17 protein-coding genes and 2 tRNA genes are annotated in these 18,114 nt (G+C 70.4%); 15 read left to right on the forward strand and 4 right to left on the reverse strand.

The features are described from left to right. The first annotated feature begins 94 nt into the window (after positions 1-94). The 9 genes from gnd to EES41_RS41475 all read left to right on the forward strand — a co-directional run bounded on the left by gnd (position 95) and on the right by EES41_RS41475 (position 10,635). A complete protein-coding gene (gene gnd / locus EES41_RS18690) occupies positions 95-970 on the forward strand; it encodes a phosphogluconate dehydrogenase (NAD(+)-dependent, decarboxylating) (protein WP_037797877.1) in 876 nt (291 codons plus the stop codon). 81 nt (positions 971-1,051) lie between these two features. Next, the gene (gene recF, locus EES41_RS18695) at positions 1,052-2,188 is read left to right on the forward strand and encodes a DNA replication/repair protein RecF (RefSeq protein WP_123079571.1); all 1,137 of its coding nucleotides are present in this window, start codon (positions 1,052-1,054) and stop codon (positions 2,186-2,188) included. Continuing rightward, a complete protein-coding gene (locus tag EES41_RS18700; RefSeq protein WP_008743891.1) occupies positions 2,185-2,709 on the forward strand; it encodes a DUF721 domain-containing protein in 525 nt (174 codons plus the stop codon). The genes recF and EES41_RS18700 overlap by 4 nt, the downstream gene beginning before the upstream one ends. A 424-nt stretch (positions 2,710-3,133) precedes the next feature. Then, positions 3,134-5,197 carry a DNA topoisomerase (ATP-hydrolyzing) subunit B gene (gyrB, locus tag EES41_RS18705; protein WP_123079572.1) on the forward strand — a complete coding sequence of 688 codons (2,064 nt, stop codon included), beginning with the start codon at positions 3,134-3,136 and terminating at the stop codon, positions 5,195-5,197. 40 nt (positions 5,198-5,237) lie between these two features. Continuing rightward, positions 5,238-7,874 carry a DNA gyrase subunit A gene (gene gyrA / locus EES41_RS18710; RefSeq protein WP_123079573.1) on the forward strand — a complete coding sequence of 879 codons (2,637 nt, stop codon included), beginning with the start codon at positions 5,238-5,240 and terminating at the stop codon, positions 7,872-7,874. Positions 7,875-7,876: 2 nt separating this feature from the next. After that, a complete protein-coding gene (locus tag EES41_RS18715) occupies positions 7,877-8,629 on the forward strand; it encodes a DUF3566 domain-containing protein (protein WP_123079574.1) in 753 nt (250 codons plus the stop codon). 95 nt (positions 8,630-8,724) lie between these two features. Next, positions 8,725-8,798, forward strand: a tRNA-Ile gene (locus EES41_RS18720). Positions 8,799-9,022: 224 nt separating this feature from the next. Next, positions 9,023-9,157 carry a DLW-39 family protein gene (locus EES41_RS42340; protein WP_208809277.1) on the forward strand — a complete coding sequence of 45 codons (135 nt, stop codon included), beginning with the start codon at positions 9,023-9,025 and terminating at the stop codon, positions 9,155-9,157. A 122-nt stretch (positions 9,158-9,279) separates the two neighbouring features. Continuing rightward, complete coding sequence (locus tag EES41_RS41475; RefSeq protein WP_164495878.1) at positions 9,280-10,635, forward strand: hypothetical protein; 1,356 nt, start codon at positions 9,280-9,282, stop codon at positions 10,633-10,635. Positions 10,636-10,659: 24 nt separating this feature from the next. Here the strand turns inward: EES41_RS41475 and EES41_RS18735 are convergent, their stop codons facing one another. Together EES41_RS18735 and EES41_RS18740 are read right to left on the reverse strand one after the other, a co-directional pair. After that, complete coding sequence (locus EES41_RS18735; protein WP_123079575.1) at positions 10,660-11,979, reverse strand: serine/threonine-protein kinase; 1,320 nt, start codon at positions 11,977-11,979, stop codon at positions 10,660-10,662. A 38-nt stretch (positions 11,980-12,017) separates the two neighbouring features. Next, the gene (locus EES41_RS18740) at positions 12,018-12,566 is read right to left on the reverse strand and encodes a transcriptional regulator (protein WP_008743899.1); all 549 of its coding nucleotides are present in this window, start codon (positions 12,564-12,566) and stop codon (positions 12,018-12,020) included. Between the two features lie 161 nt (positions 12,567-12,727). Between EES41_RS18740 and EES41_RS18745 the strand changes: the two genes are divergently transcribed. After that, positions 12,728-12,800, forward strand: a tRNA-Ala gene (locus EES41_RS18745). Between the two features lie 275 nt (positions 12,801-13,075). Next, positions 13,076-13,618, forward strand: a complete 543-nt coding sequence (locus EES41_RS18750; RefSeq protein WP_254211494.1) for a LysM peptidoglycan-binding domain-containing protein — start codon at positions 13,076-13,078, stop codon at positions 13,616-13,618. Positions 13,619-13,664: 46 nt separating this feature from the next. On the opposite strand, the gene EES41_RS18755 is transcribed toward EES41_RS18750, so the two are convergent. Continuing rightward, entirely contained in the window at positions 13,665-14,351 is a 687-nt protein-coding gene (locus EES41_RS18755) for a DUF5324 family protein (RefSeq protein ID WP_123082552.1), read from the reverse strand. 176 nt (positions 14,352-14,527) lie between these two features. Here EES41_RS18755 and EES41_RS18760 point away from each other — a divergent pair, with 176 nt between their 5' ends. Beyond that, complete coding sequence (locus EES41_RS18760) at positions 14,528-15,055, forward strand: peptidylprolyl isomerase (RefSeq protein ID WP_123079577.1); 528 nt, start codon at positions 14,528-14,530, stop codon at positions 15,053-15,055. A gap of 115 nt (positions 15,056-15,170) precedes the next feature. Continuing rightward, entirely contained in the window at positions 15,171-16,043 is an 873-nt protein-coding gene (locus EES41_RS18765; RefSeq protein ID WP_123079578.1) for a rhomboid family intramembrane serine protease, read from the forward strand. A gap of 129 nt (positions 16,044-16,172) precedes the next feature. Here EES41_RS18765 and crgA read toward each other — a convergent pair whose 3' ends face one another. Further along, positions 16,173-16,427 (reverse strand): cell division protein CrgA, encoded by a 255-nt coding sequence (crgA, locus tag EES41_RS18770; RefSeq protein ID WP_037797883.1) that lies wholly within the window; start codon positions 16,425-16,427, stop codon positions 16,173-16,175. Positions 16,428-16,518: 91 nt separating this feature from the next. Between crgA and EES41_RS18775 the strand changes: the two genes are divergently transcribed. Both EES41_RS18775 and EES41_RS18780 read left to right on the forward strand, forming a co-directional pair. Further along, positions 16,519-17,307, forward strand: coding sequence for a DUF881 domain-containing protein (locus tag EES41_RS18775; RefSeq protein ID WP_123079579.1), 789 nt, complete (start codon positions 16,519-16,521; stop codon positions 17,305-17,307). Further along, the gene (locus tag EES41_RS18780; RefSeq protein ID WP_123079580.1) at positions 17,264-18,025 is read left to right on the forward strand and encodes a class E sortase; all 762 of its coding nucleotides are present in this window, start codon (positions 17,264-17,266) and stop codon (positions 18,023-18,025) included. Before EES41_RS18775 ends, EES41_RS18780 begins: the two co-directional genes overlap by 44 nt. Positions 18,026-18,114 lie beyond the last annotated feature (89 nt).

Raw genomic sequence — 18,114 nt, forward strand, 5'->3', positions numbered from 1 at the left:
GCGGGGCGGCCGGGCGTAGGCTCGGGGCCGGGGGTGTCCCCGGGTAGCAGGGGAACCCCGGCACAGACGGCCACAACGCTTAAGGAACCACCTGATGGAGCTTGGTCTCGTCGGTCTCGGCAAGATGGGCGGCAACATGCGCGAGCGCATCCGCCGCGCCGGCCACACCGTCATCGGATACGACCGCAACCCGGACCTCGCCGATGTCCACAGCCTGTCGGAACTTGTGGACAGCCTGCAGGCCCCCCGCGTGGTGTGGGTGATGGTCCCCGCGGGCGCGGCGACGCAGTCCACCGTCGACGAGCTCGCGGAGCTGCTGTCCCCGGGCGACATCGTCGTCGACGGCGGCAACTCCCGCTGGACCGACGACGAGAAGCACGCCGAGGAACTGAAGGCCAAGGGCATCGGCTTCGTCGACTGCGGCGTCTCCGGCGGCGTGTGGGGTCTGGAGAACGGCTACGCGCTGATGTACGGAGGCGACAAGGAGCACGTCGCGACCGTCCAGCCGGTCTTCGACGCCCTCAAGCCCGAGGGCGAGTTCGGCGCCGTACACGCGGGCAAGGTCGGCGCCGGCCACTTCGCGAAGATGGTCCACAACGGCATCGAGTACGCCATGATGCAGGCCTACGCCGAGGGCTGGGAACTCCTGGAGAAGGTGGACTCGGTCACCGACGTCCGCGAGGTGTTCCGGTCCTGGCAGGAGGGCACGGTCATCCGCTCCTGGCTGCTGGACCTCGCGGTGAACGCGCTGGACGAGGACGAGCACCTGGAGCAGCTGCGGGGCTTCGCGCAGGACTCGGGCGAGGGCCGCTGGACGGTGGAGGCGGCGATCGACAACGCCGTGCCGCTGCCCGCGATCACCGCCTCGCTGTTCGCGCGGTTCGCCTCGCGTCAGGACGACTCCCCCCAGATGAAGATGATCGCCGCGCTGCGCAACCAGTTCGGCGGCCACGCGGTGGAGAAGAAGTAGCGGCCCCGTCCACAGACCGGGCCGCACAGCGGTGACATCGTAGGAAAAGAGCAGCAGGAAGCCGGGGGAGGTCGGCGCCGTATGCACGTTTCGCATCTCTCACTGGCCGACTTCCGCTCGTACGCCCGGGCCGAGGTTCCCCTCGACCCGGGCGTCACGGCTTTCGTGGGCCCCAACGGCCAGGGCAAGACGAACCTGGTCGAGGCCATCGGCTACCTGGCGGTGCTGGGCAGCCACCGGGTGTCCTCGGACGCCCCCCTGGTACGGATGGGCGCGGACCGGGCGGTCATCCGCGCGGCCGTCACCCAGGGCGAGCGCCAGCAGCTGGTGGAGCTGGAGCTGAACCCGGGGCGGGCGAACCGGGCCCGGATCAACCGGTCCTCGCAGGTCAGACCCCGGGACGTGCTGGGGATCGTACGCACGGTGCTGTTCGCACCGGAGGACCTGGCGCTGGTGAAAGGGGATCCGGGCGAGCGGCGCCGGTTCCTCGACGAACTGGTCACGGCGCGCTCGCCGCGGATGGCGGCGGTGCGCTCGGACTACGAGCGGGTGCTCAAGCAGCGCAACACGCTGCTGAAGTCGGCGGCGATGGCCCGCCGGCACGGTGGCCGGTCCATGGACCTGTCCACCCTCGACGTGTGGGACCAGCACCTCGCGCGCGTGGGCGCGGAGCTGCTGGCGCAGCGCCTCGACCTGATCGCGACGATGCTGCCGCTGGCGGACAAGGCGTACGAGCAGCTCGCGCCCGGCGGTGGCCCGCTGGGGCTGGCCTACAAGTCCTCGGCGGGCGAGGCGGTGGACGGCGGCGAGGCGCGGACCCGGGAAGCGCTGTACGAGGTGCTGCTGGGCGCGCTGTCCGACGTGCGCAAGCAGGAGATCGAGCGGGGCGTGACCCTGGTGGGTCCGCACCGCGACGACGTGCTGCTGCGCCTCGGCGAGCTGCCGGCCAAGGGGTACGCGAGCCACGGCGAGTCCTGGTCGTACGCGCTGGCGCTGCGGCTGGCCTCGTACGAGCTGCTGCGCTCGGAGGGCGCGGAGCCGGTGCTGATCCTGGACGACGTGTTCGCGGAGCTGGACGCGCGGCGCCGGGAGCGGCTGGCGGAGCTGGTGGCCCCGGGTGAGCAGGTGCTGGTGACGGCGGCGGTGGACGATGACGTTCCGGGTGTGTTGGTGGGAGCGCGGTTCGGGGTGTCCGGCGGTGAGGTGACCCGGCTGTGAACGAGCAGGAGCGGGAGCCGCGCAAGGCCCCGGAGCCGTCCGGGGTCGACCTGGCGCGGCAGGCGCTGGCGGCGGCCCGGGAGCAGGCGCGGGCGCGGGGCAACGCGGCGGCCGGGAAGAAGCGGCAGCATCCGGGGCTGCGGTCGGGCGCGCGGGCGGACGGCCGGGATCCGATGCCGTTGATGGCGGCGCTGGACCGGCTGCGGACGGAGCGCGGCTGGGAGATGCCGATGGCGGTGGCGGGCGTGATGGAGCGCTGGCCGGAGATCGTCGGACCGGAGATCGCGGCGCATTGTGAACCGGAGCGCTACGAGGACCGTGAACTGGTGGTGCGGTGCGATTCCTCGGCGTGGGCGGCGCAGCTGAAGCTGCTGGCTCCGCAGCTGGTGGCACGGCTCAACGCCGACCTGGGGCAGGGCACCGTACGGCTGATCAAGGTGCAGGGCCCGGGCGGGCGGCCGAAGCGGTACGGGCCGTGGCGGGCGCCGGGGAGCACGGGTCCGGGGGACACGTACTCCTGAGGCCCGCACCGCCCGGCGGTTCCGGGAGGCTCGGAGGCTGCCCGGCGGCGGTTCCGCGAGCCCGCCCTGCGGGGGTCCGGCACTGCGCCGAACGGGTGTCCGGCGGCCCGGGCGAGCGTCTGCCGCGCCCCCGCCGCGACCCGGCGCCGGGTGGCGTCCCTCACCGTAGCGGGAGGTTGACAGGCCGAAGCGCTGGATGCCCGCGTGAGCCTCTTTGAGCCCCTTCCCGGATATGGGGAGTCGGAGAGAGGAGGTTCAGGGCGGCACATGCGGACTCAGGTACCGGCAAACCCCCATTCATGTCCGTGGTACCGGTAGACTGAAGCGAATCCCGCGCGCTCGCGGGATCTAGCTGATACACGCTGACAACGCAGATCGACGCAGCCGCTCCCGCTTGCATGCCTGCTGGCCCGGAGTACGGCCTGTGCTGTGCCAGAAAGGGCGCTTCGTGGCCGATTCCGGCAACCCCAACGAGAAGAACGAGTCCACAGCCGGCGAGAACGGCGAGGTAACCGCCTCGTACGACGCCAGCGCGATCCAGGTCCTCGAGGGCCTGGACGCGGTCCGCAAGCGCCCGGGCATGTACATCGGCTCGACCGGTGAGCGCGGGCTGCACCACCTTGTCTACGAGGTTGTGGACAACTCGGTCGACGAGGCCCTGGCCGGGCACGCGGACACCATCGACGTGACGATCCTCGCCGACGGCGGTGTGCGGGTCGTCGACAACGGCCGCGGCATCCCGGTCGACATCGTGCCGTCCGAGGGCAAGCCGGCCGTCGAGGTCGTGCTGACGGTCCTGCACGCGGGCGGCAAGTTCGGCGGCGGCGGCTACGCCGTCTCCGGCGGTCTGCACGGTGTGGGCGTGTCCGTCGTGAACGCCCTGTCGACGAAGGTCGCGGTCGAGGTCAAGCGCGACGGATACCGCTGGACCCAGGACTACAAGCTCGGCGCTCCCACGGCCGCCCTCGCGAAGAACGAGGAGACCGACGCGCACGGCACGACGGTCACGTTCTGGGCCGACGGCGACATCTTCGAGACGACCGAGTACTCCTTCGAGACGCTGTCGCGGCGCTTCCAGGAGATGGCCTTCCTCAACAAGGGCCTGACCCTGACGCTGACGGACGAGCGCGAGTCGGCGAAGGCGACCGTCGGTGCGGACGACCCCGACGCGGACGCGGTCGAGCCCCCCGCGCGCACGGTCAAGTACTACTACGAGGGCGGCATCGTCGACTTCGTGAAGTACCTGAACTCGCGCAAGGGCGAGATGATCCACCCGACCGTCATCGACGTCGAGGCCGAGGACAAGGAGCGCATGCTCTCGGTCGAGATCGCGATGCAGTGGAACTCGCAGTACACGGAGGGGGTCTACTCCTTCGCGAACACGATCCACACGCACGAGGGCGGTACGCACGAGGAGGGCTTCCGTGCGGCGCTGACGGGTCTGGTGAACCGCTACGCGCGCGACAAGAAGCTGCTGCGGGAGAAGGACGACAACCTCGCCGGCGAGGACATCCGCGAGGGTCTGACGGCGATCATCTCGGTCAAGCTGGGCGAGCCGCAGTTCGAGGGCCAGACGAAGACCAAGCTGGGCAACACGGAGGCCAAGACCTTCGTGCAGAAGGTCGTGCACGAGCACCTCAACGACTGGTTCGACCGCAACCCGGTCGAGGCCGCGGACATCATCCGCAAGTCGATCCAGGCGGCCACGGCGCGCGTCGCGGCCCGCAAGGCCCGCGACCTGACGCGCCGCAAGGGTCTGCTGGAGAGCGCCTCGCTGCCGGGCAAGCTGTCGGACTGCCAGTCGAACGACCCGACCAAGTGCGAGATCTTCATCGTCGAGGGTGACTCGGCCGGTGGTTCCGCGAAGTCCGGCCGCAACCCGATGTACCAGGCCATCCTGCCGATCCGTGGCAAGATCCTGAACGTCGAGAAGGCCCGTATCGACAAGATCCTCCAGAACACCGAGGTCCAGGCGCTGATCAGCGCCTTCGGCACCGGTGTGCACGAGGACTTCGACATCGAGAAGCTCCGCTATCACAAGATCATCCTGATGGCGGACGCCGACGTCGACGGCCAGCACATCAACACCCTGCTGCTGACCTTCCTGTTCCGCTTCATGCGGCCGCTGGTCGAGGCGGGTCACGTGTACCTGTCGCGCCCGCCGCTGTACAAGATCAAGTGGGGCCGGGACGACTTCGAGTACGCGTACTCGGACCGTGAGCGCGACGCCCTGGTCGAGCTCGGCAAGCAGAACGGCAAGCGGATCAGGGAAGACTCGATCCAGCGCTTCAAGGGTCTGGGCGAGATGAACGCCGAGGAACTGCGCATCACCACCATGGACGTGGACCACCGCGTGCTCGGCCAGGTCACCCTGGACGACGCCGCGCAGGCCGACGACCTGTTCTCGGTGCTGATGGGTGAGGACGTCGAGGCGCGGCGCTCCTTCATCCAGCGCAACGCCAAGGACGTTCGGTTCCTCGACATCTGAGTCGGCTCAGCTGACCGCCTGAAAGGATTTCTGACCAGCAATGGCCGACGAAACCACCCCCACTGCCGAGAACTCCGCGGAGGAGCAGCCCGTGCTGCGGATCGAGCCCGTCGGGCTTGAGACGGAGATGCAGCGCTCCTACCTCGACTACGCGATGTCCGTCATCGTCTCCCGCGCGCTGCCCGACGTACGGGACGGCCTCAAGCCGGTCCACCGTCGTGTGCTGTACGCGATGTACGACGGCGGCTACCGGCCCGAGAAGGGCTTCTACAAGTGCGCCCGTGTCGTCGGTGACGTCATGGGCACCTACCACCCGCACGGTGACTCCTCGATCTACGACGCCCTGGTCCGCCTGGCCCAGCCGTGGTCGCTGCGGATGCCGCTGGTGGACTCGAACGGCAACTTCGGCTCTCCGGGCAACGACCCGGCGGCCGCGATGCGCTACACCGAGTGCAAGCTGATGCCGCTGGCCATGGAGATGCTCCGGGACATCGACGAGGAGACCGTCGACTTCACGGACAACTACGACGGCCGCAACCAGGAGCCGACCGTCCTGCCGGCGCGGTTCCCGAACCTGCTGGTCAACGGCTCCGCCGGAATCGCCGTCGGTATGGCCACCAACATCCCGCCGCACAACCTGCGCGAGGTCGCGGCCGGCGCCCAGTGGGCGCTGGAGCACCCGGACGCCTCGCACGAGGAGCTGCAGGACGCGCTCATCGAGCGGATCAAGGGCCCCGACTTCCCGTCGGGCGCGCTGGTCGTGGGCCGCAAGGGCATCGAGGAGGCGTACCGGACCGGGCGCGGCTCGATCACGATGCGCGCGGTGGTGGAGGTCGAGGAGATCCAGAACCGCCAGTGCCTGGTGGTGACGGAGCTTCCGTACCAGACCAACCCGGACAACCTGGCGCAGAAGATCGCCGACCTGGTGAAGGACGGCAAGATCGGCGGCATCGCCGACGTGCGCGACGAGACCTCGTCGCGGACGGGTCAGCGCCTGGTGATCGTGCTCAAGCGCGACGCGGTCGCGAAGGTCGTGCTGAACAACCTGTACAAGCACACCGACCTGCAGACGAACTTCGGCGCGAACATGCTGGCGCTGGTGGACGGCGTGCCGCGCACGCTGTCGATCGACGCGTTCATCCGCCACTGGGTGACGCACCAGATCGAGGTCATCGTCCGGCGCACGAAGTTCCGCCTGCGCAAGGCGGAGGAGCGGGCGCACATCCTGCGCGGTCTGCTCAAGGCGCTGGACGCGATCGACGAGGTCATCGCGCTGATCCGGCGCAGCAACACCGTCGAGATCGCGCGCGAGGGCCTGATGGGCCTGCTGGAGATCGACGAGATCCAGGCGAACGCGATCCTGGAGATGCAGCTGCGGCGCCTTGCGGCGCTGGAGCGGCAGAAGATCGTCGCCGAGCACGACGAGCTCCAGGCCAAGATCAACGAGTACAACGAGATCCTGCGCTCCGAGGCGCGGCAGCGCTCGATCGTCAGCGAGGAACTGGCGGCGATCGTCGAGAAGTTCGGCGACGACCGGCGTTCCAAGCTGGTGCCCTTCGACGGCGACATGTCCATGGAGGACCTGATCGCCGAAGAGGACATCGTCGTCACGATCACGCACGGCGGCTACGTCAAGCGCACCAAGACCGAGGACTACCGCTCGCAGAAGCGCGGCGGCAAGGGCGTGCGCGGCACGAAGCTGAAGCAGGACGACCTCGTCGACCACTTCTTCGTCTCGACCACGCACCACTGGCTGCTGTTCTTCACGAACAAGGGCCGGGTCTACCGCTCCAAGGCGTACGAGCTCCCGGACGCCGGGCGCGACGCGCGCGGGCAGCACGTGGCGAACCTGCTGGCCTTCCAGCCGGACGAGAAGATCGCCCAGATCCTCGCGATCCGCGACTACGAGGCCGCGCCGTACCTGATCCTGGCCACCAAGGGCGGCCTGGTGAAGAAGACGGCGCTCAAGGACTACGACTCGCCCCGTTCGGGCGGCGTGATCGCGATCAACCTCCGGGAGACGGGCGCCGACGGCGCCGACGGCGCTGCCGACGAGCTGATCGGCGCCGAGCTGGTGTCCGCCGAGGACGACCTGCTGCTGATCAGCAAGAAGGCGCAGTCGATCCGCTTCACGGCCACCGACGAGGCGCTGCGTCCGATGGGCCGCGCGACCTCGGGCGTGAAGGGCATGAGCTTCCGCGAGGGGGACGAGCTGCTCTCCATGAGCGTGGTGCGCCCCGGTACGTTCGTCTTCACGGCGACCGACGGCGGTTACGCCAAGCGGACCCCGGTGGACGAGTACCGCGTCCAGGGCCGTGGTGGTCTGGGCATCAAGGCCGCCAAGATCGTGGAGGACCGCGGGTCGCTCGTCGGGGCCCTGGTCGTGGACGAAACGGACGAGATTCTCGCCATCACGCTCGGCGGTGGTGTGATCCGTACGCGCGTCAACGAAGTCAGGGAGACCGGCCGTGACACCATGGGCGTCCAGCTGATCAATCTGGGCAAGCGGGATGCCGTGGTGGGTATCGCGCGCAACGCCGAGGCCGGTCAGGATGCTGACGAGGTCGACGAGAACGACATCGACATCGATACCGAGACGACCGAGGCGGCAGTCGAAGGACAGGCCGCCGAGGCCGCCGGGGGCACGTCGCCTTCGGCTGGGGAGCACGAGGAGTAAGCGTGAGTGGAGCCACGGGCGCCGGACCGGCAAAGACTGGAGCGGATGGTGCCCGTGGCCCCGCCGCGGACTCCCAGGGTGGGGACACCACCGCCGAAGGCAGGGGGACAACGGTGACGGATACCCGAGGACCGCAGTCGCAGTCGAAGCCGAAGAACGGCTCGAAGGCGGGCGCGGGCAAGGGTTCGGGCACGGGCACGGCGGCGGGCGCCGCCGGCTCGGGCGCGGCCGCGGGCAAGGAACAGGGCGGCGGCGCACAGCCGTACCAGCCGTCGCAGGCTCACACGGCGCCTTCGGGCCCGGTCGCCCCGCGGAGCGGCTCGGAGACCGCCGCGGGCGCCGCGGCGCAGAAGAAGGCCCGTACGGCGGTCCGTACGGCGCCGAGGACGCGCAAGGCGCGGCTGCGGGTGGCGAAGGCCGACCCGTGGTCGGTGATGAAGGTCAGCTTCCTGCTGTCGATCGCGCTCGGCGTCTGCACCATCGTGGCGTCGGCGGTGCTGTGGATGGTCATGGACGCCATGGGCGTCTTCTCGACCGTCGGCGGCACCATCAGCGAGGCCACCGGGTCGAACGAGGGCAACGGCTTCGACCTGCAGTCGTTCCTGTCGCTGCCGCGCGTACTGATCTTCACGTCGGTGATCGCGGTGATCGACGTGGTGCTGGCGACGGCGCTGGCGACGCTGGGCGCGTTCATCTACAACCTGTCGGCAGGGTTCGTCGGCGGCGTGGAGCTCACGCTCGCCGAGGACGAGTGACCTGCTGATTGACCTGCGCGGACGCCCGGCAGGAACGGATTTTGGCGGGACCGCGTCTGTGCGCTAATCTTCAGGAGTCAGCGCGCAGCGCGGATGGGGCTATAGCTCAGTTGGTTAGAGCGCATCCCTGATAAGGATGAGGCCACAGGTTCAAATCCTGTTAGCCCCACAGTGTCGAAGACCCCCAGGCCCACCGGCCCGGGGGTCTTTGTCGTTGGGTCAGTTGGCGGGCCGGTGGCTCACGGGCGTCGTGCCGGTGCCGTGCCGGTGCCGTGCCTGGTGCCGTACCGGCTGGGGTCTGCCGGGGCCTTCCCAGGTAACCGATCGGTATCGGTCGGTGTGTATTGTTGGCCGCCAGAAGTCCCCAACGTCAACGAAAGACGAGGTCGCGCGGTGAAGAAGCTGCTCCTGGTCGCACTGGCCGCCATCGGCGGGCTCCTCGTGTACCGCCAGATCCAGGCGGACCGCGCCGAGCAGGACCTGTGGACGGAGGCAACTGACTCCGTGCCTTCTGGTTCCGGTGTGTGAGACCCGAGATTGATCTCATGGAGCCCCGGTTGCCGCTGCGGCCGGGGCTTTGTGCTGTTCCGTGACGGAAAATTGCGGTTTGCAAGGATTTGGCTTGCGCTAGCAAATGCGGGGTGGGCGTGATGGGTCGGGGCCGCGTTCGGAACCGGGTGCCGCGCACGGCGGTGGCCGGGGCGGTGGCCCTGGCCGCGGCCGTCGCCGTCCTGGGGTCGCCGGGGGGCGCGTATGCGGCGCGTGCCGGGTACGCCGCCGAGCCGTCCCCGCAGGCGGGGGCGGCGGCGTACCGGCCGGCCGAGGGCGCCAGGAAGGTCGAGGGCAAGCCCACCACGGCCGACGCCCCGCTCGTGGACGTGGGCGGGGTCTACTCGGACACCCTCGGCCCCGGGGAGCGCCTCTACCGGCTGAACCTCGACGACGACTCCAGCGTGTACGTCTCGGCCGTCGTCCAGCCGCCGCGGGGGGCCAAGGTCGGCTACGGCGACGGCATCGAGGTGGAGATCATCACCACCGAGGGGCGGCGCTGCCAGAACAACACCGGCCGGGCCGGCTTCGGTTACGATCCCGTCCCCGTCAGCGCCGTGGCCGTACGGCGGCTGGAGGAGGACGCCGAGTGCCAGGGCCGGGGCACCTACTTCGCGCGGGTCACCCGTACCGCCGCCAAGGACTCCGACCAGCGGGCGTGGCCCGTGGAGTTGAAGATCCAGCGCGAACCGGGCCTCGGCACCGGCAGCGCCCCGACCACCGCGCCCAGCGTCTGGCCCTCCGCCTCCCCCGCGCTCCCCGGCACCGATCCGGTGGCCCGCACCGGCGGCACCGGGTTCAACGACGCCCGGGCCCTGGACAGCGGGGTGTGGCGCGACGACCTGCGCCCCGGCCAGACCCGCTACTACCGGGTCCCGGTCGACTGGGGGCAGCAGCTCGGGCTCAGCGCCGAGATCGCCAAGGCCGCCATGACCAAGCAGTACGGCTCCGCCTCCAACGGGCTCTCCGTCGCCCTGTACAGCCCGTACCGCGCCCTGGTGGACTCCAAGGAGACCTCCTACGACGGCAAGCAGGCGGGCGTGACCCTGCCGAAGACGGCGCCCGTGGCGTACGAGAACCGCTTCTCGGGCGACGCCGAGGTGCGCGGGGCCCGGCTGGCCGGCTGGTACTACCTGGCCGTGACCCTGGGCGGGAAGGTCGCGGAGTTCACCGAGGACGCGACCCCGGTCCCGCTGACCCTGCGCGTGCAGGTCGGCGGCGACGCGGCCAAGGCGCCCGCGTACGAGGAGAGCCTGAGCGCCGCCGGGTTCGGGGTGGGCGCCGACGAGCGGAACGCTGCCAGGGACGGGCTGACCGCGCCGGAGGCCGCCGACGCCGCCGAGAACCGCTCGGCGATGCGGGTCGTGGCCGGGGCCGGGTTCGGCGCCGGGGCGCTGCTGCTGCTCGTGCTGGGCGGGTGGATCCTGCTCGCGCGGCGGGGGCGCGGGACCCCGTAGCCACATCCGTCGCCACATCCGGAGCTACATCTGGGTCAGCGCCCAGACGCCGAGGGCGAAGCAGAGCAGCGCCGCCGCGAGGAAGGCGGCGGTGACCAGCGGCGCGGGCGGGGCGATCCCGCCGGGACGGGCGGGCGGCGCCGTCGGTGTCGTCGGGGCCGGGGGAGACGCGGGCGACGGCGGGGAGAGGTGGAAGCTGCCCGTCTGCGAGGGCCCGTACGACGCCGGCGGCGGCCCGAACCCGGCGGGCGCGGCAGCGGGGGCCGGTGCCGGGGCGGTGGCCGGGTTCGGGGCCGTGGCCGTGGCCGGTGCCGGGACGGTGGCCGGAGCCGGAGCCGGAGCCGGAGCCGGAGCCGGAGCCGGAGCCGGAGCCGGGACGGTGGCCGGGGCGGTGGCCTGAGCCGGGGCCTGAGCGGTGGCCGGGGCGGCGACGGTTGGCGAGCTCGGGGTGACGGCGCCGGTGCTCGACGGCCCCTGGGGGCCGAAACCGGCCGGGAGCGGACCGAGTTGGTCGAACACCTCCACCGGGTACTCGTCCGGCGAGGACACGGGCAGCAGCTCCACTGCCTCGGCAAGGGCCTTGCGGGCCCCTGTGGCGGTCCGGAACCGGCTCTGGGGGTCCGGACGCAAGAGGTTCGCGATGACGTCCCACAGGGGCGCGGGGACGCCCTCGGGCGCGCCGGGCGTGCCGTGGGCGAGGTAGTGCTCCACCAGGGCCCGGGAATCGGGCTTGCTGCCCGTCAGGAGGTAGAGCGCGACCAGCCCGACGGCGAAGAGGTCGGCCGGGAAGTCGGGCTCGGCGCCCAGCATTTGCTCGGGGGCGAAATAGCCGGGCGTGCCCACCACGTAGTCGGTCTCGGTGAGCCGGGGCTCGCCCTTGCGCATCGAGATGCCGAAGTCGGACAGCCGCAGGTGCGGCCGCCCGGTTCCGGTGGCCTCCATCAGGATGTTGGCCGGTTTGATGTCGCGGTGGACGACCCCCTCGGCGTGCACGGCCGCCAGGCCCGAGAGCAGCTGGTCGAGCAGGGTGCACACGAACCGCGGAGGCAACGGTCCGTAATCCCCGATCACATGGGCGAGGGAACCGCCGGCGACGAGGTCCATGGTGAACAGGACCTTGTCGTCGTCCGCCGCCCAGCTGGCGGGGGCCAGCACATGGGGGTGGTCGATCCGCACCGCCTGCTCCCGGACGAACCGGAGCAGGGTGTGGGCGTCGCTCTGCAGGAGCACCTTCGCCGCGACGTACCGACGGCGCCGGTGGTCCCAGGCGCGCCAGACGGCACCGGCGCCGCCGCGCCCGATCGGATCGGCCAGCTCGTACCGACCGGCGAAGATCTCACCCATCGCTGCGCCCGTCCCCCGTCACCCTCGTCGTCCTCGTGTCAGTTCTGGTGCGCCTCGTAGTGGGCCACCGCGTCCGCGGTGCGGCCGGCGCCGTACACCCGGAGGAACTCTGCCAGCTCGGGATGGCTGGGAGCGAGGGTGTCCGCGGCGTCGATGATGTCGCCGGCCGCGGAGACCGAGCGCAGCAGCGACTGGATCTCCCGGACGACCCGCTTGACGGTCGGCGCGCCGCTGCTGGTGGCGGTCTGACCGCTGTTGCTGAGGACCGAACCCCCCTGGGTCTTCTTGATCTCGTCCATCCGGTCGGTCGCCTCCACCGCGCTGACGCTCCCGTCGGCGACCTGGCCGGCGAGATCCTGGAGGGCCTGGACCCGCTGGACCACGGCCGGGTTCCCGATCTTGGCGCGCTGGCCGCTCATCAGCTGGGACAGCATCGGCGCCGACAGCCCGAGGACGGCAGCGAGGCGAGCCTGGTTCAAGCCGAGGTCATCTATGAGCCGGCGGAAGAGCGCCCCCAGCGGCTCCCCGTACCAACTGCGCTGAAGCTCTCTGGCTCTGGCCGTGGCCTCTTGCTGTACTGCGTCCACTCTGACTACTCCCCTTCGCTGGTGCGAACCTCGCGAGCATCTTACGGAGAGTGGTCGCACGGCGGGAGTCCCTATCATTTTGCGGGAAGAGGGGGTACACCCGGTACTCTGTTCTGCGGAACGGCCAATCCCTCCCGGGAGACGGTCGCGTCCGGTTCCACGGGGCTTTAGCTCAGTTGGTAGAGCGCTGCCTTTGCAAGGCAGATGTCAGGAGTTCGAATCTCCTAAGCTCCACAGTAAAAAGGTCCCCTGACCTGCGGAAACGCGGCCAGGGGGCCTTTTGTGTTTCACGTGAAACATCAGCTGCCGCGTCCGGCGGCGAGGGCATCGCCGAGGGTGAAGGCCAACGGGCAGCCGGCCGTGAGGGATTCGCCGCGATGCCCGCGGAGACCGCGCCGGCCGGGGTGTCGCTCGGATGGGTCGGTCGTGGGGCCGTCCGGGGGTTCGTGGTCGACAGTGGGGGGAGGCACCCAGACCGGGAAGCCACGGCCCGCCGGAGGCGTATGTCCATGGGAATCTTCGACTTCCTGAAGTCCGACAAGAAGAAGGCGCACGAGGCCGCCGACATGGCGAAGGAGCAGGTGGAGGAGAAGGGCGCCGCGCCGCCGGTCGTCGCCGCCGGCCCGGGTTCCGCGATGGGCGGTAAGTACGTGGACGCCGCCGAGGCCACCAAGGCCGCCGCCGAGCGGATGGCGGCCGCGGCGCCGCCGAGGCGCGTGTCGCACACCCCCACCCCCGGTTCCGCGGCGCACAAGTCCGTCGCCGCTGCCCCCGAGCCCCCCGTCGCGCGCACCCGGCCGGCGCCTCCCCCGGCCATGCACGCCCCCTACACGCCCACCCCCGGTTCCGCCGCGCACAAGTCCGTCGCGGCGGCGCCCGTCGCCGCGAAGCGCGCGTACACCGTGAGGCCGGGTGACTCGCTCTCCGAGATCGCCCGCCGTGAACTCGGCAACGAGGCGCGCTGGCGCGAGCTCTACGCCATGAACCGGGGCGTGATCGGCTCCAACCCCGACCTGATCCGGCCGGGGATGATCCTCACGCTCCCCCACTGATACGGAAAGGGGCCCGGACGTGGTCCGGGCCCCTTTCCGCGTGGCGTCAGCTGTCGTCCGAAGACGTCCGCGCCTCGCGCTCCTTGTCCGCCAACTCGTCATCGAAGCTGGCCGGTTCGGAGTCCTGCGCCGACAGTTCCGTCGCCGCCGGCGGTTCGACCAGCCAGTCCGGGTTCGACTGCTGGTCCCACCAGCGCCACGCGAGGTAGACGCCGCCCGCGACCAGGCCGACCACGGCCACGCCCTTGGCCAGGCGGGCCAGGTGCGCACGCCGCTCGTGGCGCCGTACCAGCCGCCGTACCTCCTCGGCCGTCACCTGGCCGCGCAGCGCCGCCACGGTCGCCACCGACCGCGACGCGGCCTCCTCCGCCACCGGCTGGGCCGAGGCGATCGCGCTCTCGATACGGGGCTGGGTGTACTCGGCGGCCTGCCGGGCCGCGCGCCGCGTCTCGTGGACCGCCTTCGTCGCCGCCCGGTCCACGTTCGGCGGCACGTAGGAGCGGGCGGCCTGCATCCGGGGATGCAGATGGGTGTCATACGTCGAACGCGCGTGCCGCGAGGCCTCCAGGGCCGCGTGCGACACCATCGGCGCCAGCCGCTCGTTCGCTTCCTGCGCGTAGTGCACGGCAGCGCCCTTGGCGGTTTCCGCGTATGGCGCCACCGCTTCCGCCGCGTGCTTCACGGTGTCCCTGGCGCTTTCGGCGGCCAGGCGCACGCTGTCCTTGCGGGTCACAGGATCCTCCTCCTCGGTGGCGGACACAGTTCACCTTTCCACCCTTTGTCGGATCATGCCTGCCATCTTGTCGAGAGGCATGCGCGACAGGGCATCCGGGTGGGCGAATCTCTGTACCTGGATGCGCAGCGTGGGAGTATCTGAAACCGACAGTGATGACTATGGAAGGCAGATCCGTGGCCGAGAAGCTCTACGCCACCCTGAAGACGAATCACGGCGACATCGAGTTCGAGCTCTTGGAGAACTTCGCGCCGAAGACGGTCCGCAACTTCGTGGAGCTGGCCACCGGCGCCCGTGAATGGACACGTCCCACGGACGGCCAGAAGACCACGGACCCGCTGTACGACGGCACCGTCTTCCACCGTGTCATCTCCGGCTTCATGATCCAGGGCGGCGACCCGCTCGGGAACGGCACGGGCGGCCCCGGATACCAGTTCGGCGACGAGTTCCACCCCGACCTGGCCTTCACCAAGCCCTACCTGGTCGCGATGGCCAACGCGGGCCCGGGCACCAACGGCTCGCAGTTCTTCATCACCGTCGCCCCCACCGCCTGGCTGACCCGCAAGCACACCATCTTCGGCGAGGTCACCGACAAGGCCAGCCGGAAGATCGTCGACGCGATCGCCGGCGGCCGGACGAACCCGCGCACCGAGCGGCCCCTCGACGACGTGATCATCCAGTCCGTCGTCATCGAGAGGCGCTGACGAGCCGCCGGCCCTTCCGCAGCGACCGCCCGGGAACCTTTCCGCCCCGCCCGTCCGTCCTGGATACATGGACCGGCGGGGCATCCCTGTCTCCCGCCTCTGATCGAGGGGACCGATGGACACCGACCGCCTCCCGGGCTGCTATCGCCACCCGGACCGCGACACGGGGATTCGCTGCACCCGCTGCGAACGCCCCATCTGCCCGGAGTGCATGATCAGCGCCTCGGTCGGCTTCCAGTGCCCCGAATGCGTCCGTGAGGGCTCCGGCACCGGCCACCGCCCGGCCGCCGGCGTCCCGCGCACCATCGCGGGCGGCGCGATCGCCGCCGATCCCCACCTCGTCACCAAGGTCCTGATCGGGATCAATGCCGCGGTGTTCCTGCTGGGCTTCGCCGTCCCGGGGCTGGTCGTCCAGGCGGAGCTGCTCGGCCGCTACGTGGACTACCTCGGCGGTCCCGTGCAAGGCGTCTCCACCGGCGAGTACTACCGGCTGCTGACCTCGGTGTTCCTGCACGTGCAGTGGTGGCACATCGCCGGCAACATGCTCGGCCTGTGGGTGATCGGCTCTCCACTGGAGGCGGCCCTCGGCCGGTCCCGGTACCTCGCCGTCTACCTGCTGTCGGGGCTGGGTGGCAGCGCCCTCGTCTATCTGCTCACCCCGGTGTACGTTCCGACGCTCGGCGCGTCCGGCGCCGTCTTCGGTCTGCTCGGCGCGACCGTCGTGCTGGTGCGCCGGCTGCGGTACGAAATGCGGCCCGTCATCACGATGGTCGTACTGATGCTGGTGCTGACCTTCGTGCCGTTCGGCGGTCTGAGCGTGTCCTGGCAGGCCCATGTGGGCGGCCTCGTGACCGGTGCGCTGGTCGCGGCCGGGCTGCTGCGGCCGGCGACGGGCCGCAGACGCACCCTCATCCAGTGGGGAACCTGTGTGGCGGTGTTCCTGCTGGCAGCCGCCCTGGTAATGGCCCGGACGGCCGCACTCACCTGATCACACCGGCGTCAACTCTCCACAGAGTTATCCACAGATCTTCTGTCTTTTCCTCAGGTGTGGATGACGCTGTGGATAACTCATGGGGAGAGCTTTCGCGGAGGCCCCGACTGCGCTAAGGCGGGGGGCTTACTTCCACTGCGTGGAGACGCCGAATCCCGCCGCGATGAATCCGAAACCGACCACGATGTTCCAATTGCCCAGCGCCTCGATCGGCAGCTGGGTGTCGGTCACGTAGAAGACGACAATCCAGGCCAGGCCGATCAGGAAGAAGGCCAGCATGACCGGGGCGACCCAGCTGCGGTTGGTCAGCCTGATGGTCTGCGCCTGCTTCGCCGGCGGCGGCGTGTAGTCGTCCTTCTTGCGGATACGTGACTTCGGCACGAGGGGCTCTCCTGTCGATGCGCTGGGGACCTTGCCTGCCCCGGGCGTCCGTTAGCGTAGTGGACCTGTGGCGTTGAAGGAGAAGGGTACGTTGAGCAATTCCGACGACTCCTCCGCGGGTCCCCGTCGCCGGCTGCGACCGGCCCGGCTGCTGACGGCCGCCGTTTTCGCCTTGGCAGGCCTGATTTTCGTCACCAGCTTCAACACGTCCAAGGGTACGAACATCCGGACGGACGCGTCCCTCCTGAAGCTGTCCGACGTGATCCACGAGCGCAGCCAGAACAACGCCCAGCTGGAGCAGAGCACCGCGGCCGTGCGCGGCCGGGTGGACGCCCTTGCCGAACACGGCGACAGCAGCACCAAGGCCGAGGACGCCAAGCTCGCCGCCCTGCGCACCGCGTCCGGTACCGAGGAGCTCACCGGCAAGGGCCTGACCGTCACGCTCAACGACGCCCCGCCGAACGCCACCGCCCGCATCCCCAACGTGCCCGAGCCGCAGCCCAACGACCTGGTGATCCACCAGCAGGACCTCCAGGCGGTGGTGAACGCCCTCTGGCAGGGCGGCGCCGAGGGCATCCAGGTCATGGACCAGCGACTCATCGCCACCAGCGCGGTGCGCTGCGTCGGCAACACCCTGATCCTCCAGGGCCGCGTCTACTCGCCCCCCTACAAGGTGTCGGCGGTCGGCGACCCGGCGGCGCTGCGCAAGGCCCTGGCGGCCTCCCCGGCGCTGCAGAACTACCAGCTGTACGTCAACGCGTACGGGCTCGGCTGGAAAGTGGACGAGCACAGGTCGCTGACACTGCCGGGGTACTCCGGCACAGTGGACCTCCACTATGCGAAGCCCGTGGTCCCCTCGTCCGCGACGAGCACGCCCTGACGTCGTACTGCGCCTGGTGGTACGGACGTTCAGCGAGGCGTGCCTGACCGTCGGCACCCTGATCGTGCTGTTCGTGGCGTACGTCCTGCTGTGGACCGGGGTCAAGGCCGACCGGGCCATGGACGAGGAGATGGCGCGGCTGCGCGACAGCTGGTCGGCGGCGGCCCAGGCTCCGGCACCCGTTCCGGCACCCGCTCCCGCACCCTCGCCCGGCGCGGAGGCGTCGCCCGAGGCGCCCGCCGGCTATCCCGCGGGCCGGGCCTTCGCCGAGATGTACGTCCCGCGCTTCGGCGCCGACTGGCACAAGCCCGTGCTGGAGGGCACCGGCACCGAGTTGCTGAAGAAGGGGCTCGGCCACTACGCGGGCACGGCCCGTCCCGGCGGCACCGGGAACTTCTCCGTGGCGGGACACCGGCGGACGTACGGGGACCCCTTCAAGGACTTCCCCGAGCTGCGCCCGGGGGACGCCGTCATCCTCAAGGACGCGACGAGCTGGTACACGTACACCGTCCGCGCCGAGCCGCTGCGGATCCTGCCGACCGAGACCGGGGTGGTGGGCCCGGTGCCGGACAGGTCGCCGTTCACGGTCCCCGGCCGGTACCTGACGCTGACGACCTGCGATCCGGAATGGGGGCACAGCCACCGGCTGGTCGTCTGGGCGGAGCTGACCGGGACCCGGCCCGTCGCACGGGGCGGACCGGAGGGATTGCGCAGCTGACCCCCCGGGCGGGGCCGCTGCCTTTAGTCTGTTGCGGTACCGCCTCCCGCGGTGTGCGGGACGAACGTGGAACGGAAGGCAAGCAGACG

This window comes from Streptomyces sp. ADI95-16, from assembly GCF_003721495.1.
Lineage (GTDB): Bacteria > Actinomycetota > Actinomycetes > Streptomycetales > Streptomycetaceae > Streptomyces > Streptomyces goshikiensis.

What these genes read in the sequence shown, in the direction of transcription:
- gnd (WP_037797877.1), top strand. Translation starts at nt 95, where the DNA reads ATGGAGCTTGGTCTCGTCGGTCTCGGCAAGATGGGCGGCAACATGCGC.
- recF (WP_123079571.1), top strand. Translation starts at nt 1,052, where the DNA reads ATGCACGTTTCGCATCTCTCACTGGCCGACTTCCGCTCGTACGCCCGG.
- gyrA (WP_123079573.1), top strand. Translation starts at nt 5,238, where the DNA reads ATGGCCGACGAAACCACCCCCACTGCCGAGAACTCCGCGGAGGAGCAG.
- EES41_RS41475 (WP_164495878.1), top strand. Translation starts at nt 9,280, where the DNA reads ATGGGTCGGGGCCGCGTTCGGAACCGGGTGCCGCGCACGGCGGTGGCC.
- EES41_RS18735 (WP_123079575.1), bottom strand. Translation starts at nt 11,979, where the DNA reads ATGGGTGAGATCTTCGCCGGTCGGTACGAGCTGGCCGATCCGATCGGG.
- EES41_RS18750 (WP_254211494.1), top strand. Translation starts at nt 13,076, where the DNA reads ATGGGAATCTTCGACTTCCTGAAGTCCGACAAGAAGAAGGCGCACGAG.
- EES41_RS18765 (WP_123079578.1), top strand. Translation starts at nt 15,171, where the DNA reads ATGGACACCGACCGCCTCCCGGGCTGCTATCGCCACCCGGACCGCGAC.
- EES41_RS18780 (WP_123079580.1), top strand. Translation starts at nt 17,264, where the DNA reads ATGCGAAGCCCGTGGTCCCCTCGTCCGCGACGAGCACGCCCTGACGTC.